We start from the raw sequence: 26,679 nt of genomic DNA, 5'->3' as shown, positions 1-26,679 counted from the left end.
AGGGCACCCCGGAATATGTGCCGATACGTGTGTGTTGTTACACAAAGTGAGATTTGTCGCTTCCGTCCAGCCTGTGTATCTGAGATGGATCGGAAGTCCGGCGCGCTTTATACCACAAAACACGACCAGAAACCAACAGTTGTTGGCGGAGTGTGCTGTTAATGATTCTCAATTTGGCACGGAGCGTGCCTGACTGATACCATTGACGACACTTAGACTAGTATTGTTGAAAAAATCGACACCGATGGACAGATTACATGGCTATCTCTATTAAGACACCTGAAGAAATTGAAAAGATGCGCATCGCCGGTCGTCTGGCCGCGGAAGTACTGGAAATGATCGAGCCGTTCGTGAAGCCGGGCGTCAGCACCGGTGAACTGGACCGTATCTGTAACGACTATATCGTGAACGAGCAGCACGCGGTTTCCGCCTGCCTCGGCTACCACGGTTTCCCGAAATCCGTCTGCATCTCTATTAATGAGGTGGTGTGTCACGGCATTCCGGACGATGAAAAACTGCTGAAAGATGGCGACATCGTCAACATCGACGTGACCGTCATTAAAGACGAGTACCACGGTGACACCTCAAAAATGTTCATCGTTGGCAAGCCGACTATTCTTGGCGAGCGTCTGTGCAAAGTGACGCAAGAGAGCCTCTACCTGGCGCTGAAAATGGTTAAACCGGGTATTCGCCTGCGTACCCTCGGTGCGGCAATCCAGAAGTTTGTGGAAGCAGAAGGTTTCTCCGTGGTGCGCGAGTACTGCGGACACGGCATTGGTCGCGTCTTCCATGAAGAACCGCAGGTCCTGCACTATGATGCAGATGACGGCGGCGTGGTGCTGCAAAAAGGCATGACCTTTACCATTGAGCCGATGGTCAACGCGGGTGATTACCGCATCCGTACCATGAAAGACGGCTGGACGGTGAAAACCAAAGACAGAAGCTTGTCTGCGCAGTACGAGCATACTATTGTGGTAACAGACAACGGCTGCGAAATTATGACGTTGCGCAAGGATGATACCATCCCGGCGATACTGACGCACGATGAATGATAAAAAAGCCGGCAAATGCCGGCTTTTTTAATGGCTATAGCTTTTTCTTATGGGTGGCGCACGATGAGTAATCTTTTACCCGAACAGTATGCTAACACAGCACTTCCCACCCTCCCCGACCAGCCCGATAACCCGGGAGTCTGGCCGTCGCACGAGCTGACCTGCGCGCATATTAAAGCCCATATGGATGTTTTCCATCGCTGGCTGGGCAGCGCGTTTGACGCAGGCGTGTCGGCCGAGCAGCTCATTGAAGCGCGCACCGAATTTATCGACCAGCTGCTGCAGCGCCTGTGGATCGATTACGGGTTTGGGCAAATCAGTGATGTTGCGCTGGTTGCCGTCGGGGGCTATGGCCGCGGTGAGCTGCATCCGCTTTCCGATATCGATCTGCTGATCTTAAGCCGCAAAAAGCTGCCGGACGAACAGGCGCAAAAAATTGGCGAACTGCTGACGCTGCTCTGGGACGTAAAGCTGGAAGTCGGCCACAGCGTGCGTACCCTGGAAGAGTGTCTGCTGGAAGGGTTATCGGACCTGACCGTCGCCACCAACCTGATTGAAACCCGCCTGCTGATTGGTGACGTCGCCCTGTTCCTGGAGCTGCAAAAACACATCTTCAGCGACGGCTTCTGGCCGTCAGAAAAGTTCTTCGCCGCGAAGGTCGAGGAGCAAAACCAGCGCCACCAGCGCTACCACGGCACCAGCTATAATCTTGAACCCGATATTAAAAGCAGCCCCGGCGGCCTGCGCGACATCCACACCCTGCAGTGGGTCGCCCGCCGCCATTTTGGTGCCACCTCGATGGACGAGATGGTCGGCTTCGGCTTTTTAACCGAGGCCGAGCGTAACGAGCTGAACGAGTGCCTGCACCTGCTGTGGCGCATCCGTTTTGCCCTGCATCTGGAAGTCACCCGCTACGATAACCGCCTGCTGTTTGACCGTCAGCTCAGCGTGGCTCAGCGCCTGAATTATCAGGGCGAAGGCAACGAGCCGGTTGAGCACATGATGAAGGATTTCTTCCGCGTCACCCGCCGGGTGACCGAGCTGAACCAGATGCTGTTGCAGCTGTTCGACGAGGCCATTCTGGCTCTGACGGCGGACGAAAAACCGCGCCCGATTGATGACGAATTCCAGCTGCGCGGCACGCTTATCGACCTGCGCGACGAAACGCTGTTCATCCGCGAGCCGGAAGCGATTCTGCGGATGTTCTATACCATGGTGCGCAACAGCACCATCACCGGGATCTACTCCACCACTCTGCGCCATCTGCGCCATGCGCGCCGTCATCTGACGCAGCCGCTGTGCTATATCCCGGAAGCGCGTTCGCTGTTCCTGAGCATGCTCCGCCACCCGGGCGCCGTCAGCCGCGGCCTGCTGCCGATGCACCGCCACAGCGTGCTGTGGGCCTATATGCCGCAGTGGTCGCACATTGTCGGGCAAATGCAGTTCGATCTGTTCCACGCCTACACGGTGGATGAACACACGATCCGCGTGATGCTAAAGCTGGAAAGCTTTGCGAGAGAAGAGACGCGCTCCCGCCACCCGCTCTGCGTCGAACTGTGGCCGCGCCTGACCCATCCGGAACTGATCCTGATTGCCGCCCTGTTCCACGATATCGCCAAAGGTCGCGGCGGTGACCATTCGGTGCTGGGCGCGCAGGACGTGCTGAAATTTGCCGAACTGCACGGCCTGAACTCGCGTGAAACGCAGCTGGTGGCCTGGCTGGTGCGCCATCACCTGCTGATGTCGGTCACCGCGCAGCGTCGTGACATTCAGGATCCGGAAGTGATCAAGCAGTTCGCTGAAGAGGTTCAGACGGAAAACCGTCTGCGCTATCTGGTCTGCCTGACGGTGGCCGATATCTGCGCCACCAACGAGACCCTGTGGAACAGCTGGAAGCAGAGCCTGCTGCGCGAGCTGTACTTCGCCACCGAAAAACAGCTGCGTCGCGGGATGCAAAACACCCCGGACATGCGCGAGCGCGTGCGCCATCACCAGCTGCAGGCGCTGGCGCTGCTGCGGATGGACAATATTGATGAAGAGGCACTGCATCAGATTTGGGCCCGCTGCCGCGCCAACTATTTTGTCCGCCATAGCCCAAACCAGCTTGCGTGGCACGCGCGGCATCTGCTGAAGCACGATCTGTCCCAGCCGATGATCCTGCTGAGCCCGCAGGCTACCCGCGGCGGGACGGAGATTTTCATCTGGAGCCCGGACCGACCTTATCTGTTTGCTGCGGTCTGCGCCGAACTGGACAGGCGTAACCTGAGCGTTCACGACGCGCAGATTTTCACCACCCGCGACGGCATGGCGATGGACACCTTTATCGTGCTTGAGCCGGACGGCAGCCCGCTCTCGTCGGACAGGCATGAAGGGATACGTTTTGGTCTGGAACAGGCGATTACCCAGCGCAGCTGGCAGCCCCCGCAGCCGCGTCGCCAGCCGGCGAAATTGCGCCACTTTACCGTCGATACCGAGGTCAATTTCCTGCCGACCCACACCGACCGTAAATCGTTCCTGGAGCTGATCGCGCTCGACCAGCCAGGGCTGCTTGCCCGCGTCGGCCAAGTTTTTGCCGATCTGGGAATTTCGCTCCATGGGGCCCGAATTACAACGATTGGCGAGCGAGTAGAAGATTTATTTATAATCGCGACAGCGGACCGGCGTGCCCTTAATAATGACCTGCAGCTTGAAGTGCAACAACGGTTGACAGCAGCCCTCAATCCAAACGATAAAGGGTGATATGTTTTTTAGTGAAATGGAAAGAGTAAACAATGCAGCAGTTACAGAACGTTATTGAGTCCGCTTTTGAGCGTCGCGCCGAGATTACCCCGGCAAATGTGGATACCGTGACCCGTGAAGCGGTAAACCAGGTGATTTCCCTTCTGGATTCCGGCGCGCTGCGCGTGGCAGAAAAAATCGACGGTCAGTGGGTCACTCATCAATGGCTGAAGAAAGCCGTGCTGCTCTCTTTCCGTATCAACGATAACCAGGTTATCGACGGAGCAGAAAGCCGCTACTTCGATAAAGTGCCAATGAAATTCGCTGACTACGACGAAGCGCGTTTCCAGAAAGAAGGCTTCCGCGTAGTACCGCCTGCGGCAGTACGCCAGGGCGCATTTATCGCACGCAATACCGTGCTGATGCCATCCTACGTGAACATCGGTGCCTACGTTGACGAAGGCACCATGGTTGACACCTGGGCGACTGTTGGTTCATGCGCGCAGATCGGTAAAAACGTTCACCTGTCCGGCGGCGTGGGCATCGGTGGTGTTCTGGAGCCACTGCAGGCTAACCCGACCATCATCGAAGACAACTGCTTCATCGGCGCGCGCTCTGAAGTGGTTGAAGGCGTGATCGTTGAAGAAGGCTCCGTGATCTCGATGGGCGTTTACATCGGTCAGAGCACCCGTATTTACGACCGTGAAACCGGTGAAGTTCACTACGGTCGCGTTCCGGCAGGCTCCGTGGTGGTTTCCGGCAACCTGCCGTCAAAAGATGGCAAATACAGCCTGTACTGTGCGGTTATCGTGAAGAAAGTGGATGCGAAAACGCGCGGTAAAGTGGGCATCAACGAATTGCTGCGCACCATCGATTAATCGGGTATAACAAAAAGCGGGGGCAACCCCGCTTTTTTTATATCTGAGGGTGGCGAAAATAGATTTTTTCGTTAATTATTCAAAGGTTATGTTGAGATCAAGGGTACCGCTATGTACGATAATCTGAAAAGTCTGGGCATTACCAATCCTGATGAAATTGATCGTTACAGCCTCCGTCAGGAAGCCAATAACGATATTCTGAAAATCTATTTTCACAAGGACAAAGGAGAGTTTTTCGCCAAAAGCGTGAAGTTTAAATATCCACGCCAGCGTAAGACCGTTGTGGCTGACGGTGTAGGACAGGGCTACAAAGAAGTACAGGAAATCAGCCCTAACCTGCGCTATGTGATCGATGAACTCGATCAGATCTGCCAGCGCGACCGCACCGAAGTCGATCTCAAGCGTAAGATCCTTGACGATCTGCGTCACCTTGAAAGCGTTGTAACAAATAAGATCAGCGAGATTGAAGCGGATCTTGAGAAATTAACTCGGAAATAAAAGCAAAACGGCAATCTTTGATTGCCGTTTTTAGTGTTTGCGCCCTCTCCCCGTGGGAGAGGGATGGGGTGAGGGCACCAGACCGCACTCAGTCATCTCTGTTCGTCCAGCTGCAGCGCCACATACAGCAGCAGCCTGTCGTCAAAGTTTCCCAGATCCAGACCCGTCAGCTCTGAAATCCGGTTTAACCGATACTCAAGCGTATTGCGGTGAATAAACAGCACCTTCGAGGTCGCCAGCGGCTGCACGTTATGGCGGAACCACGCCTGCAGCGTCCGGCGCAGCAGGCCGTTGTTGTCCATGGCTTTCAGACGCGCTAATGGCCGCGCCAGCTCATTGGCCTGCCAGCCCCCGCGCAGGCTGTCGAGCAGCACCGGCAGCATCAGATCCTGATAGAAATAGCTGCGGCTCTCCGGCATCCGCTGCTTGCCCACCATCATGGTGGTGCGCGCGGTACGCCAGGAGCGGGCGATACTACCCGGCCCGGTAAAGTAGTTGCCCAGCGCAACGCGAAAACGCAGCTGGCCGTTCTCCTCCATCCGGGAGATCAGCTGCTCCACGCGACGACGATGATCGTCGGCATCCCAGCGGCCGAACGCATTGAGCGCTGGTTTGAGGACCACCATTTCAGTCAGAGAAACGATCGCCACCAGGTTATCGCGCTCCGGCGTCGCCAGCGCATTTTGCAGCTGCTGCAGCTCGGCCATCGCGCTGTCCACGCCAAGCTGGCCGCTATCGACCTCAATGACCGCCACCACGCGCGGCTGGTTGAGATCGATCCCCAGACGCTGCGCCCATTCGCTGAGCGCAGGCGTATGCTCTTCCGCCTGAATAAGGTTCATCACCAGCTCTTCACGCAGGCGGCTGTCCTGGGCAAGCAGGTGCATCAGGCGCGACTGCTCCAGCATCATCTCAGCCGTCATACAGACCAGCTCACCGTATTTTCGCAGTGACTCGGGCTCGCCGGTGAGGCCGATTACCCCCACAATTTCGCCTTCAAGGCGCAGCGGTAAATTGATGCCCTGACGTACGCCGTGCAGGTGTTTCGCTACCGCATCGTCGATATCCACGACCCGCCCCTGAGAAAGCACCAGCAGCGCGCCTTCGTGCAATTCCCCAATACGCTCGCGATCGCCGCTGCCAATAATGCGCCCACGGGCATCCATTACGTTGATATTGGTATCAATGATGCGCATGGTGCGCGCCACGATATCCTGCGCCATTTTGGTATCAAGATGCCAGCCAGCCATGTAACCCTCCCGTGAGCAGAGCTCAAGCATAGGGAAGTTCAGCGACGGCTGCATTGTGCGAATGCACAAAGAGAGAGGGAGAAGTATGGAGTTGTGGCAAGAATCACAAAAACGAGAAAGCCCCTGCGAACAGGGGCTTCAGAGGATTACTGCATCAGCAGATAAAGAGAGGTATCACCACGCTGGATATTCAGCGCCAGCACGGAAGGCTTGCTGTCGAGAATTTTGCGCAGTTCAGCGATGTTTTTCACCGGCTGCTGGTTAGCGCCCATGATCACATCGCCTTTTTTCAGGCCGATACGGGCTGCCGGTGAATTCGCTTTCACGTTGTTCACCACCACGCCTTTGTCTGCGCCTTTATTGCTCATCTCGGCACCTTCAATACCGCTGAAGATAGTGCTGGAATCCACCTGATTCTGGCTACTCTGCTGCAGCTCCAGGCTCACGTTAACCGGCTTACCGTCGCGCAGCAGGCCGAGGGTCACTTTACTGCCAATCGGCATCGAGCCCACTTCGGCACGCAGGGCGGCAAAGCTGCTGATCGGTTTACCGTTCAGGGAGGTGATCACATCCCCCGCTTTAATGCCCGCTTTCGCCGCAGAGGAATTTGGCATCACCTGGCTGACGAATGCCCCGCGCTGAGCGTCAACTTTCATCGCCTTAGCCAGTTCGGAGTTCAGCTCCGTACCGAGGATACCCAGCTCGCCGCGTTTCACCTGGCCATACTGCACCATCTGCGCGGTCAGGTTTTTCACCATGTTACTCGGGATAGCAAAACCGATACCGATGTTGCCGCCGTCCGGTGCCAGGATAGCGGTGTTGATACCGATCAGCTCACCGTTCAGGTTCACCAGCGCACCGCCGGAGTTACCGCGGTTGATAGCCGCATCCGTCTGGATGAAGTTTTCATAGTTCTCAGCATTGAGGCCGCTACGGCCCAGCGCAGAGACGATACCCGAGGTCACGGTTTCACCCAGACCGAACGGGTTACCGATCGCCACGGTATAGTCGCCCACGCGCAGCGCGTCGGAGTCGGCAATTTTAATGGCCGTCAGGTTTTTCGGATCCTGAATCTGGATCAGCGCAATGTCGGAGCGCGGGTCTTTACCCACTACTTTGGCGTCGAACTTACGGCCATCGCTCAGCTGAACCTTAATGCTGTTCGCGTTATCGACAACGTGGTTGTTAGTGACGACGTAGCCTTTCGCCGCATCAATAATTACCCCCGAGCCAAGCGCCATGAATTTCTGCTGCTGGCCGCCGCCCTGGCTGTCATCCCCGGCACCGCCGCCCTGACAGAACGGAGAGCTCTGGAATGGCGAACCGTCCTGACAGAACGGCGAGTTGTCGCCGAAGAACTGCTGGAAGTTACGCGGCATACGCGGCGTATCGACGGTCGTGCTGCCCTCAACGTTAATACTCACCACCGATGGCATCACTTTTTCGAGCATCGGTGCCAGGCTTGGCATCTGCTGCGCGGTTGCTGCCGACGACGCGGTCTCGGCTGCAGTAGCAGTCAGAGGAGACAGCGCTAAACCTAAACTCAGAGCCAGTGCACTCATTGCTAATGTGGTTTTTTTCATGTTTCTCAATCTCGATTTACAGGTAACGCAAAATTGCTGTGTAACTCAGATTCATTTTATACCGCTTAGTTCCGGCGATAAGTTTATGGAAAAGGTAAAAATTTATTGGCCGTCTTTACAAAACTCCGGAATTATTCCACCGCCATGAGCTTGCGATATTCATCCCAGGCATACAAATCCGTCATGCCGCTGATATAGTCCTGGATAAGACGGCAGCGATAATAATATTCCATCACCGGCCATTGGGGAGAGTTGCGTTCCAGCTTGCCAATCGCTTCGACATACGCCAGACGATGCCGGGTAGAAAGTTTCTGATAAAGCCGCGATTCGATGGGTATTCTGCGCACGCGCTCGTGTTCCACCAGTTCGCTGAATTCATCGACCGACAGCTGAAGCAACGGGGAATAAATTTCCAGTAACCCACTGATTACCCGATAGCCCTGCAGTTCCAGCTGCTCGACATCCGGATGGCTGAATACATGCCGCATCGCCACATGTTTATAAAGCTCAAGGAGTTGACTGAAACTGCTGTCATCTTCCAGCAGCGCGTGGTTGAATTCCCCGCTGAAAATGAGCGGCAAATTATCAATAAAACGCGACGCCGCATACGGCACCAGTTTATTTAATGTATTGACCCGCAAATACATAAAGAACTGGTCTTCCGTACTGCGGCTTAATGTATTTGAGCGCGATTTTTCCCAGGCATTTTCGACAACCTGCGCAAACAGCGAGCCTTTTTCATGGGTACCCCAGGCCGTATAAAGATGCTGATAAAGTTCCTCGACGCTGAAGATTCTTTTCTCCACGGCATCTTCCAGATCGGCCACGCAATAGGAAATATCATCGGCGGCTTCCATAATCCAGGTCAATGGAAAGCGGCCGTTTGGCGTCAATGAAAGTTCTTTACGTAACCGTTCAATATAGACCTCTTCGGAAAGGTAATAGCCCGGTTTTTTCATTAAATAGCTGTGGGACGCGGGCGTATCCCCCATCCACCACGCGGGGCGCGTATATTTCAGAATGCAGCCGACCTGTGCCCAGGTCAGGTTCATGCGCATCAGGGAATGGACCAGCCGGATCCCCTGCGCGTTGCCCTCGAAGTGACACAAATCCTGGCGCACTTTGCGACGCAGATCGTTCAGCCCCTCTTCACCTTCACGCAGGCGTAAATCGCGTACGATGCAGCGGTCATCGCTGAGGGGCTGGCTTACCGCATCCGAAGGATAAAGCCGCTGCTTAAACCAGTCATTGATAGCCGCCTCACCAAAGTGGCCGAAAGGCGGGTTGCCGATGTCATGCATCAGGCAGGCCATCTCAACGATGCTCTCGAAGGGGCCCGTCAGCTCGTCCAGACCATAGGCTTCCAGTAAACGCTGCTCTTTGAGACGGCTCAAAATCTCTTTGGCAATGTAGCGCCCGACCTGCTGCACTTCCATCGAGTGGGTTAAGCGCGTGCGCACCGCGGCGTTACGCTCCAGCGGGAACACCTGAGTTTTTTGCTGCAGACGGCGGATAGCTGGCGAGTTAACGATCCGCCCGCGATCGCTCTCGAATATACGCAGGATCTCATGTTCGCTCTTGTCGCCCTGCGGCGAACGGAAACGTCGGTGCCAGTTTATTTTGGTGCGAAAATCGATTGGTGACATGTGCTCCCCCGCGTGAGAATGCGTTTCCCCTTAACCGCATGATAGACTATGCATCTTAACAAGGCACATCGCGAGTAAATCTATGAAAATCGGCATTATTGGTGCAATGGAAGAAGAAGTTACGCTGCTGCGTGACAAAATTGAGAACCGTCAGACCCTCTCTCTGGGAGGTTGTGAGATCTACACCGGCCAGCTGAACGGTGTTGACGTGGCTCTGCTGAAATCAGGCATCGGTAAAGTGGCTGCTGCGCTGGGTGCAACCCTGCTGCTTGAGCGCTGCAAGCCGGACGTGATCGTGAATACCGGCTCTGCGGGCGGCCTGGCGCCGACGCTGAAAGTGGGCGATATCGTTGTCTCCGACGAAGCGCGTTACCACGATGCCGACGTCACCGCGTTCGGTTACGAGTACGGCCAGCTCCCGGGCTGCCCTGCTGGTTTTAAAGCTGACGACAAACTGATTGCGGCGGCAGAGACCTGCATCGCAGAACTCAACCTCAACGCGGTGCGCGGTCTGATTGTCAGCGGTGATGCCTTCATCAACGGCTCCGTTGGGCTGGCGAAAATCCGTCATAACTTCCCTCAGGCGGTTGCCGTTGAGATGGAAGCGACCGCGATCGCTCACGTTTGCCATAACTTCAGCGTACCGTTCGTGGTGGTTCGCGCCATCTCTGACGTGGCAGACCAGCAGTCCCACATCAGCTTCGACGAGTTCCTGACCGTTGCGGCAAAACAGTCCACCGTGATGGTGGAGCGCCTGGTGCAGAATCTGGCACGTGGCTAAACATACCGTCAGGGCGCTGGCCGCCCTGCTTCTTCTCGCACCGCTGTGGCTCTATGCGTTACCGCGCGTGATTACCCTCTCTCCCGCAAATACGGAACTGGCGTTTGCCGCCGGGATCACGCCCGTTGGCGTGAGTAGCTATTCGGATTACCCACCGCAAGCCGCGGGTATTGAACAGGTGGCAACCTGGCAGGGGATGAACCTTGAGCGCATCGTGGCGCTTAAACCGGATCTCGTGCTGGCCTGGCGCGGCGGCAACGCCGAGCGGCAGGTCAACCAGCTCACCTCGCTTGGCATAAAGGTCATGTGGATTGATGCCGTCAGCATTGAGCAGGTCGCTCAGGCGCTACGCGCCCTGGCACCCTACAGCCCGACGCCCAAAAAAGCCGAGTCTGCGGCGAAACAGATGCTGAGCGACTATGCCGCGCTGAAATCCCGATACGATACCCCTGTTAAAAAGCGCATCTTCCTGCAGTTTGGCAGCCAGCCGCTGTTCACCACCGGAAAAGGGTCGATTCAGAACCAGGTGCTGGAAGTCTGTGGTGGTGAAAACATCTTTGCTGCCAGCCGGGTGCCGTGGCCTCAGGTGAGCCGCGAACAGGTGCTGGCACGCCAGCCGCAGGCCATCGTCGTGGTCGGAAATGCGAGCGAGATTCCTAAAATTGAACAATTCTGGCAAAAGCAGCTAAAAATTCCGGTGATCCCGCTCAACAGCGACTGGTTTGAACGCGCCAGCCCGCGTATTATCCTCGCCGCAAAACAGCTCTGTGCCGCGCTGGCAGAGAGTCACTAACATAAGACCCTTTTCGAGGATTTAACGATGCTCGTTTATTGGCTGGATATTCTTGGCACAGCCGTTTTTGCTATCTCCGGCGTTCTGCTCGCCGGAAAACTACGCATGGATCCGTTTGGCGTGCTGGTGCTGGGCGTCGTGACCGCCGTCGGCGGCGGGACTATCCGCGATATGGCGCTGGCAAATGGCCCGGTGTTTTGGGTGAAAGATCCTACCGATCTGGTGGTCGCGATGGTCACCTGCCTGTTAACCATTGTGCTGGTTCGCCAGCCCCGCCGGTTACCCAAGTGGATATTGCCGGTACTGGATGCCGTGGGTCTGGCCGTGTTTGTCGGTATTGGCGTCAATAAGGCGTTTAATGCCGGTACCGGTCCGATGGTGGCAATCTGCATGGGCGTATTAACCGGCGTGGGCGGTGGGATCATTCGCGACATTCTGGCGCGTGAAGTGCCGATGATCCTGCGTACTGAAATTTACGCGACGGCCTGCATTGTGGGCGGGATTGTTCACGCTACCGCGTACTACACCTTTGCCCTCCCGCTGGAAAATGCCGCGATGCTGGGGATGGTCGTGACGCTGGTGATACGTTTAGCGGCGATACGCTGGCACCTGAAGCTGCCGACGTTTGCGCTGGATGATAATGGCAGGTAAAAGCAAAACGGTAACCGCAAGGTTACCGTTTTTAGTCTTTTCTCCCTCTCCCTGTGGGAGAGGGCCGGAGTAACGGCATCAGCCCGCACCCTCTTAGATGCTGAACGAAGATCCACACCCGCAGGTGCTTGTCGCATTCGGGTTCGTGACCACAAAGCGCGAACCTTCCAGACCCTCGGTGTAATCCACCGAACCACCCACCAGATATTGCAGGCTCATCGGGTCAACCACCAGCGCGACGCCCTGTTTCTCGATGGTCATATCGCCATCGTTAACCTGATCGTCAAAGGTAAAACCATACTGGAAGCCGCTGCAGCCGCCACCGGTAATATAAACACGCAGTTTCAGATCCGGATTGTCTTCGTCGGCAATCAGGACTTTCACTTTGTTGGCTGCTGCTTCGGTAAATTCGAGCGGTACAGCTACTACGTCATCACTCATCTTATGCTCCCATGAATACTGCTATTGGGTAAAATTCACCCAATTCTTTGTCTCATTATCTAATACCCTGGTAATTCATTCAAGTATTCTGCGTGGCGGCCCGTTCAGCCTCTTGTTTCGCCAGGGTACGCGCGAGGATGGTGGAGTATAGCGGTTTTCCACCCAGGAACTGGGCTAATAGTGTCGCGCCGAGACAGGTAATGATCATTGGCAAAATGAGCTGGTAATTGTCCGTCATTTCCAGCACCAGCACGATCCCGGTCAAGGGCGCACGCAGGGACGCGGCCAGCAGCGCCCCCATTCCGGCCACCGCAAAGGTCCCGGCTTCAAGGTGATAGGCGGGAAAGCCCACTTCAGCCGCCATACCAAACGCGGTGCCGAGCAGCGTACCCAGCGCCAGCATCGGGGCAAAAATCCCCCCGGGCGCGCCGGAAGAGAAGCACAGTACCGTCGTGATAACCCTGGAGATAAACATAAACAGCAGCAGACCCACGCTGAAATTCCCCGCCGCCGCAATGGGAATCAGCCCGAACCCGCCACCTGCGGCATTCGGCTCGATAAACCCGAGTACGCCACACATTCCACCCAGCAGACCGCCCATCAGCACCCATTTCGTGGTGTTCCCGCCGTGAATGCGCTGGAACATATCCTGAGCGCGCAGGATAAAGGTGTTAAACAGCGGCCCCACCACGCCAAAAATCATGCCGAGGATCAGGTAAAGCCACAGGGTGTTGACCGGCGCGTTGGTCAGTTTACCCACCTCAATGACCGCTCCCTCGCCATTAAAGATGCGAAACACGATGCTCGACATAATGACGCCGGTGAATACCGCTTTAATTGAGATCAGGTTGTAGCGGAACTGCGCGCGCATCTCTTCGATAATGAATAAAATGCCCGCCAGCGGCGCGTTAAACGCGGCGGAAAGTCCCGCCGCCGCGCCGGTTGCCAGCAGCGTATGGCGCGCTTCGGCGCTTCGCATCCGAAACAGATCGCCCACCATGCGGCCGACGTTCCCCCCCAGCTGTACCGTGGGTCCTTCCCGTCCAAGCACCATTCCCGCGCCCAGAGTCCCCATGCCGCCGATGAACTTAACCGGAATCACCCGCCACCAGCGCACCGGACGCAGCTCCTCCAGCGCGCCTTCAATTTCCGGGATGCCCGATCCCCCCGCTTCCGGCGCGAATTTTCGCACCAGAAAATACCCCACCATGGCAAACAGCGCGGACAGCCCGAATGCCCACACCCAGACCAGCCATTCGCTGTCGGCGAAACCGGCCACGGTGCCCACTCGCCAGTTGAGTACGGCATTAACCGCTTTTTCAAACGCCACGCCAACCAGGCCCGCGAGAGTACCCACCACGGCAGCGGCCAGCAGGATCGCCAGCGGCGTTTTATCGCGATTGAGCAGCCGCCGAATGCTGATTCGGTGCTGGGCGCGCGTAAACTGTTGTTCTTCAAAAGACGGAGAATCTGATTTCATGTCCTGTTCTTATTTGTCACACAAAAAGCCGCGAGGATTTTACCAGAGACGGCCCCACCGTCTCCTGAAAATTACTTAACAAATCTTAAAGCATTGCCCGGCTAAAAATTTCATAACCTTCCCCGAATCACATAGAATAGTGGGCTTAACCATTTTATTCGAACCAGGAACGACGCCATGAGCAAGTCTGAAAACCTCTACAGTGCAGCCCGCGAGCTTATTCCGGGTGGCGTGAACTCACCTGTGCGCGCCTTCACCGGCGTGGGCGGTACGCCGCTGTTTATCGAACGTGCTGACGGCGCGTATCTGTATGATGTCGATGGCAAAGCCTATATCGATTATGTGGGTTCCTGGGGGCCGATGGTGCTGGGGCACAACCATCCGGCCATTCGTAACGCGGTAATTGAAGCCGCCCAGCGCGGCCTGAGCTTCGGTGCGCCAACCGAAATGGAAGTGAAAATGGCGGAGCTGGTGACCGAACTGGTGCCTACCATGGACATGGTGCGTATGGTGAACTCCGGTACCGAAGCGACCATGAGCGCCATCCGCCTGGCGCGCGGTTTTACCGGTCGCGATAAAATCATCAAGTTTGAAGGCTGTTACCACGGCCATGCGGACTGCCTGCTGGTGAAGGCCGGTTCCGGCGCGCTGACGCTCGGCCAGCCGAACTCCCCGGGCGTACCGGCAGATTTCGCGAAGCACACCCTGACCTGCACCTACAACGATCTTGCTACCGTTCGCGCGGCGTTCGAGCAGTATCCGCAGGAGATCGCCTGCATCATCGTTGAGCCGGTTGCCGGCAACATGAACTGTATCCCACCGCAGCCTGACTTCCTGCCGGGCCTGCGCGCCCTGTGCGACGAGTTCGGCGCGCTGCTGATCATCGATGAAGTCATGACCGGCTTCCGCGTGGCGCTGGCGGGTGCCCAGTCTTACTACGACGTCGTGCCGGACCTGACCTGCCTCGGCAAAATCATCGGCGGCGGCATGCCGGTCGGCGCATTCGGTGGTCGTAAGGACGTGATGGAAGCCCTGGCGCCAACCGGCCCGGTTTACCAGGCGGGCACGCTTTCCGGTAACCCTATCGCCATGGCGGCGGGCTTTGCCTGCCTGACCGAAGTGGCACAGCCGGGTATTCACGAAACCCTGACCGACCTGACCTCGCAGCTGGCAAACGGTCTGCTGGAAGCGGCAGAAGAAGCGGGTATTCCGCTGGTGGTTAACCACGTGGGCGGGATGTTCGGGATTTTCTTCACCGATGCGAAAACCGTGACCTGCTATCAGGACGTGGTGAAGTGCGACGTTGAACGCTTCAAGCGCTTCTTCCACCTGATGCTGGACGAAGGCGTGTACCTCGCGCCGTCCGCGTTCGAAGCGGGCTTTATGTCCGTGGCGCACAGCGAAGAAGATATCAACAACACCATCGACGCGGCGCGCAAGGTATTTGCGAAGCTCTAAGGGCATTGCCGGGTGGCGCTAACGCTTACCCGGCCTACGATGTTCTCCCTCTCCCCATGGGAGAGGGTCGGGGTGAGGGCAACAGGCCGCACCTGACTACCGACTCTGCTTTCTCAACAGATAAATAAAGTACGGCGCACCGATAAAGGTCGACAGCAGACCCGCCGGGATCTGATACGGGAACAGCACCATTCTTCCGCACCAGTCCGCGAACACCAGCATCACCCCGCCCGTCAGGGCCGACATGACGATATGCGGCATCGTCCGGCGGAATCCCATCATTCTGGCAATGTGCGGCGCCATTAATCCGACAAAACTCAGCGGTCCAATCGTCAGGGTTGCCACAGCCGTCAGGCACGCCGCCAGCAGCAGCAGGGCCACGCGCGCTGGCGTCAGCGCCATTCCCACCGCACGCGCGGTTTCGCCGCCGAGCGGCAGAATGGTCATCCAGCGGCGGCACAGCGGCACCATCGCCAGCAGCACGAGCATCACGATCCCGGACCAGACCACCTGGCTGCCGGTGGCGTTGTACGTCGAGCCGGAAATCCAGGTCAGGATCTTCGCCATACGCGGATCGCCGCTGGCCTGCAGCATCATCAGCAGCATGGTAAATGCGGTGCTGAGCGCCATCCCGGCCAGCAGCATGCGGTGCGGCGAAAACCCGCCGCGACCGGCGGCAATCAGGATAATCATCAGCGTGATTGCCGCGCCGATACTGCCGGCAGGCATCAGCCAGCCAAATGCATTCCCCGGCACAAAGAACAGCATCAGCACCACGCCAAAGGCGGCGCCAGAGCTGATCCCGAGCACTTCAGGGCTTGCCATCGGGTTGCCGGTCAGACGTTGAATAATGCACCCCGCCACCGCCAGCATCACCCCTGCGATCAGCGCAGCGAAGATACGCGGCCAGCGCCATTGCACCAGTTCATTGAGTAAATCACCCGTTGCCCAGTGCCAGCCCATGGCATCGCGTCCGAATGAGAGCGCCGCGAACGAGGCGATAATCAGCACCGCCAGACCGGCAAGGCTAAACCACAGCACCGACTGACGTTCAGCGTAGACTTTATCGCCGGCGTCCATCGCCGGTGCGCTCATGCTGCGCAGGCGCGGCAGCAGCCACAGCAGCAGCGGCGCCCCGATAAGCGCGGTCACAGAGCCGGTGGACACTTCCCTCCAGACCTGCGCCAGCCAGAGAATAAGCTGATCGGAAAGCCAGAGGATCAGCGCCCCAATCAGCGGCGCCAGCATCAGACGCGCCAGCAGGCGACGCGCCCCGAGCATTTTCGCCAGCAGCGGCGCAAACAGGCCGATAAACCCGATGATGCCGACCGCGTTGACCAGCAGGGCACTCAATACAATCGCCAGCGTCAGCGCCGCCAGACGAGCCAGCGACAGCGCCAGCCCCAGGTTACGCGCCACGCCATCATCCAGCCCCATGAGCGTCAGAGGGCGCAGGAGCAGCAGCGTCAGCACGACGCCGCCAGCCAGCTGCGACCAGAGGTGCTCTACAACGCTCCAGTCGGTCTGGGTGAGCGTGCCGGTACTCCACAGGAACATGCTTTGCAGCCGATCGTGATGGAACAGCACCAGCAGCTGGTTAATCGCCCCGCAGTACAGGCTCACCACCAGCCCGGCCAGAATAAGCGTCACAGGAGAAAGGCGCTTGCCCCAGGCCACGCCAAAGACCAGCGCGCCCACCACGCACGCCCCCGCGAGTGCGGCAAACTGCGAGGTTAACGCTCCCGGCAGCGCCCACAGCGTGGTGATGGTGATCCCAAGCTGCGCGCCGGTCGCGACGCCGAGCGTGGTTGGCTCTGCCAGCGGGTTACGTAAAACCTGCTGGAACAGCACGCCCACCAGCCCTAAGCCGGCCCCGACCAAAAGGGAGATCGCCAGACGCGGCAGCAGGCTGTAGTGGAACAGCATCTGCTGAATATTGTCGATATCCGGCGAGGCCAGAGCGGCCCCCCACTGCGCGCGCGGTAAGGCCGCGGAGAGGTTGAACCCGGTTAATACCAGCGCAACCAGAAAAAGCAGAGATAACAGCAGCGCCGGGAAGCGGGCGATACGCGTACTCATGCTTTACCTCCCAGGGCGTTATCCAGCACGCGGGCAAAATGCATGGCCGACAGCGTCGCGCCGTAGAACCAGACAGCCGGGGCGCGCTGGAAGCGCCTCTCGCGCACAAACGGCATCGCCTGCCAGAGCGGGGTCGCCATCAGGGTTTGCATGTCGCGTTCGTTACCGTGGTCGAAACAGAGCACGTCCACATCGCGAAACGCCGCCAGGCGGTCGATACCCACGGCGGTACTGCCCCAGAAGGTCATCTCCCCTTCCCAGGCGTTGCGAATGCCGAAGCTGTCCAGCACCTCCTGGAACAGACAGTTTTTACCGAAGACAAGCATATGGCGGGCATCCAGCAGCGTCACCATCAGCAGCGGACGATCGCCCCGGTGAGCAAAGCGCGGCTTCAGGGAGTCGATCAGGGCATCAAATTCGTCGAGATGCTTTTTGGCCTCCGCTTCGCGGTTGAGGAAATGCGCCATCTCGTTAATCGAGTTTTTCGCCACGGCCAGCGGTTTTTTACCGTCGCTGAAAGCAAATCCACGTCCCGGCGCAATGCGCGCCATGGTCTCCTCTGACGGGCCGTAGCCCGCGGACCAGAACAGGAACGAGGGTTTCATCTGGGTGAGCAGCTCAAGGTTTGGCTCCGTTCGCAGGCCGACGTCGATCACCGAGTCCGGCAGCTTTGGCTCGTTCACCCAGAGGTTATAGTTAGGAATGTCCGCCACGCCATAGGGCGTGACGCCGAGCGCCATCATCAGTTCGACCGGCAGCCATTCCAGGGCCACAATACGGTGCGGATCGACGGCGGCGGCACGCGCCGTATTCATTTTTAACAGCAGCGGCGAGAGCGCCATCGCCGTCAGCAGGCGACGGCGGCTAATGCGTGTGTTATTCAGCATCAGTAGACAAAGCTCACCGGTGCAGCCCCGGCCGGGTGAGGCAGAATACCCATCGGAATACCGTAAATATGTTCCAGCGTTTCGCTGCGCATCAGCTCTGCCGGTGTCCCCTGGGCAATCATCTCGCCCCCGCGCAGCGCGACGAGGTAGTCACAATAGCGCGCGGCCATGTTGATATCGTGCAGAACCGCGATGACCGTCAGGCCACGCTGCTGGCTCAGGCGATGCACCAGAGCCAGGACGTCGACCTGATGGGCGATATCCAGCGCAGAGGTCGGTTCATCCAGCAGCAGACAGCGGCTGTCCTGCGCCACCAGCATCGCGATCCACGCGCGCTGACGTTCGCCGCCGGACAGGCTATCCACCAGACGGTGCGCCAGCGGTTTTAGCCCGACCAGCGCAATCGCCTCTTCCACCTTCTCTCTGTCGGCGACGCCGAAGCGCCCAAGCGCACCGTGCCACGGATAACGCCCAATCGCCACCAGCTCGCGCACCGTCATCCCTTCCGCCTGCGGCAGCTGCTGCGGCAGATAGGCCACTTTGCGGGCAAAGGCTTTACTGCTCCAGCTCTCCAGCGGTTGGTCATCCAGCAGAATATCGCCTTCTGAAGGCGGCTGATGGCGCCCCAGCATTTTGAGCAGCGTGGATTTACCGGAACCGTTGTGACCAATCAGGCCCGTCACTTTACCGGCAGGGAACGTCAGAGAGAGCGGATGCAGCAGCGTGCGCCCGGGTACGCGAAAGGAGAGATGATTGAGCGTAAAGGTGGTGTCGGGTTGCGTTTGAATATCCTGCATATCAGCCAACTTAAATAAAAAGGGCACGGCGAACCGTGCCCGAAGAGAGATTAGAAGCGGAAGGTCGCGGTGGCAACAATCTGACGTTCAGCACCCCAGAAGCAGCCGTAGGTATTGAAGCAGCTGGCAACGTACTCACGATCGAACAGGTTGTTCACGTGCAGCGCCACGTTTGAGCCCGCCATGCCAACGCGTGCCAGATCGTATCTGACCAGCGCATCGACAACGGTGTAGCTGCCCACCTTGAAGGAGTTCGCCGGATCGCCATAGCTTGAGCCCGTGTAACGAACGCCGGTACCCAGCGTCAGACCCGACAGCGCACCGTCAAACAGGGTGTAATCGCCCCACAACGATGCCATGTGTTTTGGCACCTGAGCAGGCGTGTTGCCTTTGTAGGTGGTGTCCGTGGTGTATTCCGCATCGGTATAGGTATAAGAACCCACCAGGTTGACGCTTGCAGACAGGGCCGCTTTCGCTTCCAGTTCTACGCCACGCGCGCGGATTTCACCGCCCTGAACCGAGAAGAAGGAGCCCGCCGGGTCCGCCATCAGGTTGTTGGTTTTGGTCAGCTGGTACAACGCACCGGTGACGACGATCGGACGATCGTTCGGCACGTATTTCACGCCCGCTTCGTACTGTTTGCCTTTAGACGGGGAGAACAGCTTGCCCTGGGCATCGGTCTGCGAAGCCGGTTCAAACGATTCGCTGTAGCTAAAGTACGGAGTTACACCGTTATCAAACAGATAGTTAACGCCACCGCGCCAGGTGAACTGGGTATCATCACGTTTGGAGGTGGTGTTCGTCACGCGGTTGTAGGATTCCTGATCGGCCCAGTCATAACGGCCGCCCAGGGTTACCAGCACTTTATCCCACTGCGCCTGATCCTGAACGTACAGCCCCGTCTGTTTCTGACGGTTGAGGATCTGATATGGGCCGGAGGTCGCGGGATCTTTTGAGCCGAAATCAAAATCGCTGTTCACCGGGTTGTAGAGATCCAGCAGCGGAACAGAGTCGTCGTAACCGAACCAGGAGTTGATGTCATTCCGCATGCGCATAAAGTCAACGCCGGTCAGCAGGACGTGGTCCACCTCGCCGGTTGAGAATTTGCTCTGCAGCTGGGTATCAACGGTAAAGTTCTGCAGCTTTTCGTTATCGACAACGTATTTACGCGCCAGATAATGGCCTTTGTCCGATGGCGCTAACGCGGCACACTGTTTGTTGCCGCTGTTTGCCGGATCGGTACAGACGCCATAACCATATACGCTGTTTTGCGAGGTTTTGTTCTCGGCAAAGCGCAGGTTCTGACGCACGGTAAAGGTATCGTTGAACTCGTGGTCGAAGCTATATCCCACCATTTTCTGGTTACGGGAATAGGTATTGTTCTTCGCGCCTTCGTTGAAGTTCGTCGGCAGACGATCGCCGTTCGGCAGCGGCTCAACCGTTCCCTCTTTTGGCAGCCAGCCGTAGTAGCCCGTTTCAGGCTCGTTCTGGAAGTAGGAGAGGAACGTGAAGGTGGTTTTATCATCCGGACGCCAGGAGAACGATGGCGCGATGGCGTAACGCTGCTCTTCCGCACGCTCCTGCTGAGCGTTATTAGAACGCGCAACGCCCGTTAAGCGATAAGAGTAAACGCCGTCGTCGTCGATCGCATCGCTAAAGTCGAACCCGGTCTGCAACAGGCTATCCGTGCCGACTTTGAACTGGATCTCTTTCAGCGGCTCGGTTGTTGGGCGCTTACTGACCATGTTCAGCAAACCGCCCGGGCTGCTTTTGCCGTACAGAACGGAAACCGGACCGCGCATGATCTCGGCGCGCTCCAGCATATAAGGATCAATCACCGCGTCGTTATAGAAGTTCCCCTGCATTTTCATGCCGTCGAGGTAGTTATTCTGCGTCTGGCCATCGGCCGCGAAGCCGCGAATGATCAAATAGTCATAGGTGTTAGACGCGCCGCGCGTGCCTACCGCAACGCCCGGCGTGTAGCTCAGGGCTTCTTTCACCGAGCGCGGCTGATGCAGCGCCATCTCTTCGGCAGTGACCACAGAAATAGACTGCGGAACCTTTTGAATAGGGGTATCCGTTTTGGTTCCGGTCGCGGATTGCCGTGCGGCGATGGTCGCAGCAGGCCCCCAGGCACTTTCCTGTGCCGCAGGTGCTGCGGTAACCGTAATGGTTTCTTCTTTTTTCGGGGTTTCGGCCGCGTGAGCATACGCAGACATGCCGGCAACCGCTGTGGCGACGACGACCGCGAGCTTACGCAGCGACGTGTTCATTGGCTGAGCAGTATTGGAAAGCGCCATGTTGAATCTCTGATGTGAAAGTTAATGATAACGTAAACGAGAATTATTATTATGAGCGCCAGAATAATATGCGAAACGCTGGTTGCATAGCAAGCAGTAAGCGGCCCTATGAGAATTAAGGGTTTAAGAAATCATCAAGAGAAAACGAAGGGTTAATCAGAGTTAAAGCGAGAGTTAACGAAATGAGGTTTACGGGTAAAAAAAGCCCCCTTCCAGGGAAGAGGGCTTTAAAAGCTTAGTTACCGCCGAACATGTCTTTAATCCAGCCCGCGACACCGTCGCTGTCTTTCTTCTCATTCTGCTGCTGCGGCTGTTGCTGCTGCGGCTGCTGTGGCTGAGAAGACTGGTCGAACGGGTTACCCGTTGGCTGTTCTGGCTGGCTTTGCTGGCACAGCGAGTCCGGATTTGCGGTCCAGACAGGCAGCGTACGCATCCCGCCGCCGCAGACGAAGTTACCGGAGCTGTCCACGCCCATATCGACGATATCTTCCGGCGCAACCAGATTCAGCGGCACAGGAGACTGATTCGCCAGATAGCGCTGGTAAATCGACATCGCCCCGCTCGCGCCGTACAGCTTGGTCGGCTGGTTGTTGTCGCGGCCTACCCAGGTGATCACCACTTCACGGCCATCAATACCGGCGAACCAGGTATCGACGTTGTTGTTGGTGGTCCCGGTTTTACCCGCCAGATGCAGACCCGGATACTTCGCGCCCAGCTGACGGCCGGTACCGCGCTGCACGACCTGCTGCATCGTCCACAGCGTCATATAGGCGGCCTGAGCGGGAACGGCACGCTCCGCCTGCGGGAAGCTCTGATAAAGCACGGAACCATCTTCGGCAATCACTGAGCGCAGGGCAGACAGCGGCGCGCGGTTGCCCCCGCTGGCAATGGTCTGGAACGCCTGCGCCACTTCGATCGGCGTCAGGTTAAGCGCGCCGAGGATCATCGCCGGCACCGGGTGCAGCTGATCTTTCGACACGCCCAGTTTTTGCCAGGTATCGACAATCGCCGGCAGTCCCAGCGACATGCCCAGGTTCACCGTTGGCACGTTCATGGAACGGGTCAACGCATCCACCAGCATGACCTGGCCGCTGAACTGTTTATCATCGTTCTGCGGTGACCAGACCTGGCCGTTAGGCTGGCGCAGGGAGATCGGCGCATCCGCAATCCAGGTATTCAGGCGATACTGATTTGGCTGGCTCAGGGCTGTGAGGTAGGTTGCCGGTTTTGCCAGAGAGCCGATTGAGCGACGCGCCTGCATCGCACGGTTGTAGCCTGCAAACTGCGGCTCGGCCCCGCCCACCATCGCGCGCACTTCGCCAGTGTTACGGTCAACCACCACCATCGCGGTTTCAAGATCGGAGAGCTTACGCTGTTTCTTCAGCGCCGGAATGCCTTCCACAGCCGCTTTTTCGGCCGCATCCTGCGCCACGGAGTCAAAGGTGGTGAAGATCTTCACGCCGGAGAGATCTTTGACCTTATCACCGAGCTTGCTTTGCAGCTCCTGACGCACCAGCTGCATAAACGCAGGCTGAGGCGAAATCACGCCGCCGCGCGGCTGAACGCCCAGCGGACGCGCGCTCAGCATGTCGTACAGCTCCTGGTCAATCACCTGCTGCTGTTGCAGCAGACGCAGAACGAGGTTACGACGCTCCAGCGCCAGTTTCGGGTTACGCCACGGGTTATAAATGGACGCCCCTTTCACCATGCCCACCAGCAGCGCCTGCTGGTCCAGGCTCAGCTCTTCTACCGGGCGACCAAAGTAGTACAGGCTCGCCAGCGGGAAGCCGCGGATTTCGTTATCGCCGCTCTGACCGAGGTACACCTCGTTCATGTACAGCTCAAGGATACGATCCTTGCTGTAGCGCGCATCCATCAGCACGGCCATGTAGGCTTCGTTCGCTTTACGCCAGTAAGAGCGTTCGCTGGAGAGGAACAGGTTTTTCACCAGCTGCTGGGTCAGCGTACTCGCTCCCTGCACGGTGCGACCGGCAGTCAGGTTAGCCAGTACCGCACGGCCAATCGAGTAGAGGCTGATGCCATCGTGCTCGTAGAAGTGACGGTCTTCGGTTGCCAGCAGGGTATCAACCAGCAGATCCGGGAAGCCGTTACGCGCCACGAACAGGCGCTGCTCGCCGTTTGCTGACGAAAGCATGGTGATCAGACGCGGATCGAGACGGAAGAAACCGAACTGACGGTTGTTATCCATGTTCTCGATGGTGTCCAGACGATCGCCGTCAAAGGTCAGACGCGCGCGCACCTGCCCCTCTTTGCTGTCCGGGAAATCAAACGGACGACGAATCATCTCAATGCTGTTGGACTGCACGGTAAATTCGCCAGGCCGCGTCATTTTTGATACCTGACGATACTGGGTGGCTTCCAGCAGTTTAACCATCTCGTTCTTGGTGATGGACATATCTGGCTCAAGGTTCACCATACGGCCATACACTGCCGCAGGGAGCTGCCAGACTTTACCGTCGATACGGCTGCGGATCTTCTGATCCAGATACACGCCGTAAATCGCCATCAGGACAACAAAAACAATAAACAGCTTCAGCAGCAGCCAGAACCAGCCGCGCTTGCCCCGAGGCTTACGCCCTTTGCCTTTTCCATTACGCGGCATCGGTTCTTCATCCTCATAATCGTCTTCATAGTCATCGTCATAGTCCTCATCTCTGAGGCGACGACGGCTTACCTTTTCTTTCGCCGGACGCGTTGGTTTTCCCTTACGTCCTATTGGCTCGCGGTCATTCCCCGCCATGCTTTTTCTCCGCAACTTTCAGGCGCAAAGGCCAGATTTTCTTTTCTTTCACAGGCCTGTGAAAGAAGAAATCTCTCAAAATAAACAGCAAGACTTTCCTGTCAGGAAAGTCTTTAGTGTTTTCTCCCTCTCCCCGTGGGAGAGGGCCGGGGTGAGGGCATCAGGCCGCACTCCCTCTTTCACCTAACCTACGAATATTTCTTCGTTCGCCGCGTCGGCGCCGTATTCGCCGGATCGTCCGGCCAGACATGTTTGGGATATCGCCCCTTCATCTCTTTTTGCACTTCACGGTAGCTTCCCGCCCAGAACGCTCCCAAATCTCGGGTGATTTGTAATGGACGATGCGCAGGCGACAGCAGCTCAAGCACTAACGGCACACGCCCTTCCGCAATGGACGGCGTGGTGGCTTCACCAAACATCTCCTGCATCCGAACCGCCAGCGCCGGCGGATTATCCTCATGATAACGGATGGCAATCCGGCTTCCGGTCGGCACAGTGTAATGCCCTGGCAGTTCACTATCCAGACGTTGACGTAATGACCAGTCCAGTAAATTCTGTAACGCGGTCTTAACATCAAGCGCCTTAAGGGCTCGCAGAGAGTGTACGCCGCTCATTTGCGGCAGTAGCCAGCGCTCAAGCGTAGCGAGCAGCGTCTCGTCATCCACCGCAGGCCAACCGTATTCCGGTAGCCACTTCGCGGCGCAGTGCAGACGAATGCGGTACTGCTCCGCTTCCGGCGTCCAGTTCAGGGCGCTCAGCCCTTTTTCCCGAATACCGTTCAGCATCGCCTGATGAAGCTCGTCTTCCGACGGCTTCGCCAGCGGCTTCGTCCCAAGCGTCAACTTGCCAATCTGGCTGCGACGAAAGGCCTTCAGCGTGCCCTGGGCGTCATCCCATTCCACGGTATCAGATTGCTGAAGCAGCTGCGGACAGGCACGCGTAAGGGCGTCAATCTCTACGGCTATCGCCAGCAGGATACGCGCATCCGGAGAATGGCTGCCCTGCAGCAACAGCGGGGCGATCAGCCATTCGTGACGCGTCAGCGCATCATCGCTGTCCAGCATCGCCCCCATGCCGTTTGCCAGCTGGTAGCGACCGTCCAGCCCGCGCCGACGCGCAATCCTGTCCGGGAAAGCCTGGGCCAGCAGGAAGGCAATCTTGTCGCTGTCAGGCGCTCCTCCCCGGCTATTCAGGCGTTTACCCAGCTGCTGCGCCCGCTGCTGCCAGTTACCCTGGCTGCGCGAAAACGCCTGCCCCAGATCGCTGCTGCCACCGCGAGGCGGCTCCTCAAGAATAGCCGCCAGTTTTGCCGCCGTGGCAATTTCATCATCCCCTTGCGCGGCCACCAGCATCGCGGCCAGACGCGGATCGTTGCCCAGCGCCGCCATTTTCTGGCCGCGCGCCGTCAGACGCTCGCCTTCCAGCGCGCCAAGCTGGGTCAGCAACGTGCGCGCAGCGGTGAGGTTTACGACAGGAGGAGGATTAAGCCAGGTGAGCTGCTCAGGGTTCGGGCAGCCCCACTGGAGCAGGTCCATCACCAGACCAGACAAATCGCTTTGTAAAATTTCCGGCGTGCTTTGCTGTGCAGCGCGTTCAGCCTGTTCCGCGCTGGTCAAATGCAGGCAGATGCCCGGCTCAAGACGCCCCGCGCGGCCCGCGCGCTGCACCATCGACGCCTGGCTGATGCGCTGCGTCAGGAGTTTAGTCAGCCCGGTACGAGGGTCAAAGCTTGCCACCCGCTCCTGCGCGCTATCCACCACCAGGCGAATCCCTTCAATGGTCAAACTGGTTTCAGCAATGTTGGTTGCCAGCACCACCTTGCGCTGCCCCGCCGGTGCGGGATCAATCGCTTTACGCTGATCCTGTAGCGACAACGCGCCGTAGAGCGGGCAAAGCAGCACGTCGCCGCTTACGCGGGTAGAAAGCTGCTCCTGCACGCGCTGGATTTCGCCCACGCCGGGTAAAAACAGCAGCAGGGAACCGGCTTCCTGGCGCAGCAGCTCAGCGGTGGCAATGGCGACGGCCTCGTCAAAACGCTGGTGGGAGGGAAGCGGCTGATAGCGGCGTTCAACCGGAAACGCCCGCCCTTCCGAGCTGATGACCGGCGCATCGGGTAATGCCTGTCGTAGCCGCTCGTTATCCAGCGTGGCCGACATAATAAGCAGCCGGAGATCGTCGCGTAGCCCCTGCTGCACGTCCAGCAACAGCGCGAGGGCCAGATCCGCCTGCAGGCTGCGCTCGTGGAACTCATCGAGGATCACCAGCCCGACGCCGGTCAGCTCCGGATCGTTTTGCAGCATGCGGGTGAGAATACCCTCGGTGACCACTTCAAGACGCGTTGTCGGGCCAACGCAGGTCTCGGCACGCATCCTGTAACCTACCGTTTCGCCCGGTTTTTCATTCAGCAGCTCCGCCAGACGCTGCGCCACGTTGCGCGCGGCCAGCCTGCGCGGCTCCAGTAGGATAATTTTCCCGCGGATATTTCCGTCTTTCAGAATCTGCAGCGGCAGCCAGGTGGACTTGCCCGCGCCCGTAGGGGCATTCAGCAAAACCTGTGGGGAATGGTGTAAGGCAGCGAGAAGCTCAGGAAGAATGACGGCGACCGGCAATGAGGACACTAACAGCT

19 protein-coding genes are annotated in these 26,679 nt (G+C 57.9%); 8 read left to right on the top strand and 11 right to left on the bottom strand.

Annotated elements, in window-relative coordinates; translation table 11 throughout:
• Positions 1-257: 257 nt before the first annotated feature.
• From map to NI40_RS03845, 4 genes are all read left to right on the top strand, one after another.
• The gene (gene map, locus NI40_RS03860) at positions 258-1,052 is read left to right on the top strand and encodes a type I methionyl aminopeptidase (protein WP_033144670.1); all 795 of its coding nucleotides are present in this window, start codon (positions 258-260) and stop codon (positions 1,050-1,052) included.
• A gap of 63 nt (positions 1,053-1,115) precedes the next feature.
• Positions 1,116-3,791, top strand: a complete 2,676-nt coding sequence (gene glnD / locus NI40_RS03855; protein WP_039260604.1) for a bifunctional uridylyltransferase/uridylyl-removing protein GlnD — start codon at positions 1,116-1,118, stop codon at positions 3,789-3,791.
• A gap of 32 nt (positions 3,792-3,823) precedes the next feature.
• Complete coding sequence (gene dapD / locus NI40_RS03850; RefSeq protein ID WP_008501915.1) at positions 3,824-4,648, top strand: 2,3,4,5-tetrahydropyridine-2,6-dicarboxylate N-succinyltransferase; 825 nt, start codon at positions 3,824-3,826, stop codon at positions 4,646-4,648.
• Positions 4,649-4,759: 111 nt separating this feature from the next.
• Positions 4,760-5,146: a DUF3461 family protein gene (locus tag NI40_RS03845; RefSeq protein ID WP_014168696.1), complete on the top strand. Its 387-nt coding sequence runs from the start codon at positions 4,760-4,762 to the stop codon at positions 5,144-5,146.
• A 92-nt stretch (positions 5,147-5,238) separates the two neighbouring features.
• Here NI40_RS03845 and NI40_RS03840 read toward each other — a convergent pair whose 3' ends face one another.
• The 3 genes from NI40_RS03840 to dgt all read right to left on the bottom strand — a co-directional run bounded on the left by NI40_RS03840 (position 5,239) and on the right by dgt (position 9,625).
• Complete coding sequence (locus NI40_RS03840) at positions 5,239-6,396, bottom strand: CdaR family transcriptional regulator (RefSeq protein WP_039260608.1); 1,158 nt, start codon at positions 6,394-6,396, stop codon at positions 5,239-5,241.
• A gap of 146 nt (positions 6,397-6,542) precedes the next feature.
• Positions 6,543-7,979, bottom strand: a complete 1,437-nt coding sequence (gene degP, locus NI40_RS03835) for a serine endoprotease DegP (RefSeq protein ID WP_039260610.1) — start codon at positions 7,977-7,979, stop codon at positions 6,543-6,545.
• A gap of 131 nt (positions 7,980-8,110) precedes the next feature.
• Positions 8,111-9,625 carry a dGTPase gene (gene dgt, locus NI40_RS03830; protein WP_039260611.1) on the bottom strand — a complete coding sequence of 505 codons (1,515 nt, stop codon included), beginning with the start codon at positions 9,623-9,625 and terminating at the stop codon, positions 8,111-8,113.
• Positions 9,626-9,707: 82 nt separating this feature from the next.
• Here dgt and mtnN point away from each other — a divergent pair, with 82 nt between their 5' ends.
• From mtnN to NI40_RS03815, 3 genes are read left to right on the top strand one after another with little or no spacing between them, the layout of a single operon-like run.
• The gene (gene mtnN, locus NI40_RS03825) at positions 9,708-10,406 is read left to right on the top strand and encodes a 5'-methylthioadenosine/S-adenosylhomocysteine nucleosidase (protein ID WP_014882620.1); all 699 of its coding nucleotides are present in this window, start codon (positions 9,708-9,710) and stop codon (positions 10,404-10,406) included.
• On the top strand, positions 10,399-11,199 hold the full coding sequence (gene btuF, locus NI40_RS03820) for a vitamin B12 ABC transporter substrate-binding protein BtuF (RefSeq protein ID WP_039260612.1): 801 nt from the start codon (positions 10,399-10,401) through the stop codon (positions 11,197-11,199). The genes mtnN and btuF overlap by 8 nt, the downstream gene beginning before the upstream one ends.
• A gap of 27 nt (positions 11,200-11,226) precedes the next feature.
• Positions 11,227-11,850 carry a TRIC cation channel family protein gene (locus NI40_RS03815; RefSeq protein WP_023310447.1) on the top strand — a complete coding sequence of 208 codons (624 nt, stop codon included), beginning with the start codon at positions 11,227-11,229 and terminating at the stop codon, positions 11,848-11,850.
• Positions 11,851-11,943: 93 nt separating this feature from the next.
• Here the strand turns inward: NI40_RS03815 and erpA are convergent, their stop codons facing one another.
• Both erpA and clcA read right to left on the bottom strand, forming a co-directional pair.
• Positions 11,944-12,291, bottom strand: a complete 348-nt coding sequence (gene erpA, locus NI40_RS03810; RefSeq protein WP_023310446.1) for an iron-sulfur cluster insertion protein ErpA — start codon at positions 12,289-12,291, stop codon at positions 11,944-11,946.
• 79 nt (positions 12,292-12,370) lie between these two features.
• Positions 12,371-13,771: a H(+)/Cl(-) exchange transporter ClcA gene (clcA, locus tag NI40_RS03805; RefSeq protein ID WP_039260615.1), complete on the bottom strand. Its 1,401-nt coding sequence runs from the start codon at positions 13,769-13,771 to the stop codon at positions 12,371-12,373.
• 177 nt (positions 13,772-13,948) lie between these two features.
• Here clcA and hemL point away from each other — a divergent pair, with 177 nt between their 5' ends.
• Complete coding sequence (hemL, locus tag NI40_RS03800; RefSeq protein WP_033144666.1) at positions 13,949-15,229, top strand: glutamate-1-semialdehyde 2,1-aminomutase; 1,281 nt, start codon at positions 13,949-13,951, stop codon at positions 15,227-15,229.
• A gap of 96 nt (positions 15,230-15,325) precedes the next feature.
• On the opposite strand, the gene fhuB is transcribed toward hemL, so the two are convergent.
• The 6 genes from fhuB to hrpB form a co-directional block, all read right to left on the bottom strand.
• Positions 15,326-17,308, bottom strand: coding sequence for a Fe(3+)-hydroxamate ABC transporter permease FhuB (fhuB, locus tag NI40_RS03795; protein ID WP_039260616.1), 1,983 nt, complete (start codon positions 17,306-17,308; stop codon positions 15,326-15,328).
• Positions 17,305-18,195: a Fe(3+)-hydroxamate ABC transporter substrate-binding protein FhuD gene (gene fhuD / locus NI40_RS03790; protein ID WP_039260618.1), complete on the bottom strand. Its 891-nt coding sequence runs from the start codon at positions 18,193-18,195 to the stop codon at positions 17,305-17,307. Before fhuD ends, fhuB begins: the two co-directional genes overlap by 4 nt.
• On the bottom strand, positions 18,195-18,992 hold the full coding sequence (fhuC, locus tag NI40_RS03785; RefSeq protein ID WP_033144663.1) for a Fe3+-hydroxamate ABC transporter ATP-binding protein FhuC: 798 nt from the start codon (positions 18,990-18,992) through the stop codon (positions 18,195-18,197). The genes fhuD and fhuC overlap by 1 nt, the downstream gene beginning before the upstream one ends.
• A 50-nt stretch (positions 18,993-19,042) precedes the next feature.
• Entirely contained in the window at positions 19,043-21,292 is a 2,250-nt protein-coding gene (gene fhuA, locus NI40_RS03780; RefSeq protein ID WP_039260621.1) for a ferrichrome porin FhuA, read from the bottom strand.
• Between the two features lie 235 nt (positions 21,293-21,527).
• Complete coding sequence (mrcB, locus tag NI40_RS03775; RefSeq protein WP_029741214.1) at positions 21,528-24,053, bottom strand: bifunctional glycosyl transferase/transpeptidase; 2,526 nt, start codon at positions 24,051-24,053, stop codon at positions 21,528-21,530.
• A 188-nt stretch (positions 24,054-24,241) separates the two neighbouring features.
• On the bottom strand, positions 24,242-26,671 hold the full coding sequence (gene hrpB, locus NI40_RS03770; RefSeq protein ID WP_039260624.1) for an ATP-dependent helicase HrpB: 2,430 nt from the start codon (positions 26,669-26,671) through the stop codon (positions 24,242-24,244).
• Between the last annotated feature and the right edge of the window lie 8 nt (positions 26,672-26,679).

The sequence above is a fragment of the Enterobacter sp. E20 genome (assembly GCF_000801755.2).
Taxonomy (GTDB): Bacteria; Pseudomonadota; Gammaproteobacteria; order Enterobacterales; family Enterobacteriaceae; genus Enterobacter; species Enterobacter asburiae_B.
The sequence above is the reverse complement of the archived record's forward strand: the minus strand, read 5'-3'. Positions and strand labels throughout refer to the sequence as shown.

Bases quoted from the DNA above. Each gene is read 5' to 3' on its own strand.
- map (WP_033144670.1), top strand. From the start codon at position 258: ATGGCTATCTCTATTAAGACACCTGAAGAAATTGAAAAGATGCGCATC.
- glnD (WP_039260604.1), top strand. From the start codon at position 1,116: ATGAGTAATCTTTTACCCGAACAGTATGCTAACACAGCACTTCCCACC.
- dapD (WP_008501915.1), top strand. From the start codon at position 3,824: ATGCAGCAGTTACAGAACGTTATTGAGTCCGCTTTTGAGCGTCGCGCC.
- NI40_RS03845 (WP_014168696.1), top strand. From the start codon at position 4,760: ATGTACGATAATCTGAAAAGTCTGGGCATTACCAATCCTGATGAAATT.
- NI40_RS03840 (WP_039260608.1), bottom strand. From the start codon at position 6,396: ATGGCTGGCTGGCATCTTGATACCAAAATGGCGCAGGATATCGTGGCG.
- degP (WP_039260610.1), bottom strand. From the start codon at position 7,979: ATGAAAAAAACCACATTAGCAATGAGTGCACTGGCTCTGAGTTTAGGT.
- dgt (WP_039260611.1), bottom strand. From the start codon at position 9,625: ATGTCACCAATCGATTTTCGCACCAAAATAAACTGGCACCGACGTTTC.
- mtnN (WP_014882620.1), top strand. From the start codon at position 9,708: ATGAAAATCGGCATTATTGGTGCAATGGAAGAAGAAGTTACGCTGCTG.
- NI40_RS03815 (WP_023310447.1), top strand. From the start codon at position 11,227: ATGCTCGTTTATTGGCTGGATATTCTTGGCACAGCCGTTTTTGCTATC.
- erpA (WP_023310446.1), bottom strand. From the start codon at position 12,291: ATGAGTGATGACGTAGTAGCTGTACCGCTCGAATTTACCGAAGCAGCA.
- clcA (WP_039260615.1), bottom strand. From the start codon at position 13,771: ATGAAATCAGATTCTCCGTCTTTTGAAGAACAACAGTTTACGCGCGCC.
- hemL (WP_033144666.1), top strand. From the start codon at position 13,949: ATGAGCAAGTCTGAAAACCTCTACAGTGCAGCCCGCGAGCTTATTCCG.
- fhuB (WP_039260616.1), bottom strand. From the start codon at position 17,308: ATGAGTACGCGTATCGCCCGCTTCCCGGCGCTGCTGTTATCTCTGCTT.
- fhuD (WP_039260618.1), bottom strand. From the start codon at position 18,195: ATGCTGAATAACACACGCATTAGCCGCCGTCGCCTGCTGACGGCGATG.
- fhuC (WP_033144663.1), bottom strand. From the start codon at position 18,992: ATGCAGGATATTCAAACGCAACCCGACACCACCTTTACGCTCAATCAT.
- fhuA (WP_039260621.1), bottom strand. From the start codon at position 21,292: ATGGCGCTTTCCAATACTGCTCAGCCAATGAACACGTCGCTGCGTAAG.
- mrcB (WP_029741214.1), bottom strand. From the start codon at position 24,053: ATGGCGGGGAATGACCGCGAGCCAATAGGACGTAAGGGAAAACCAACG.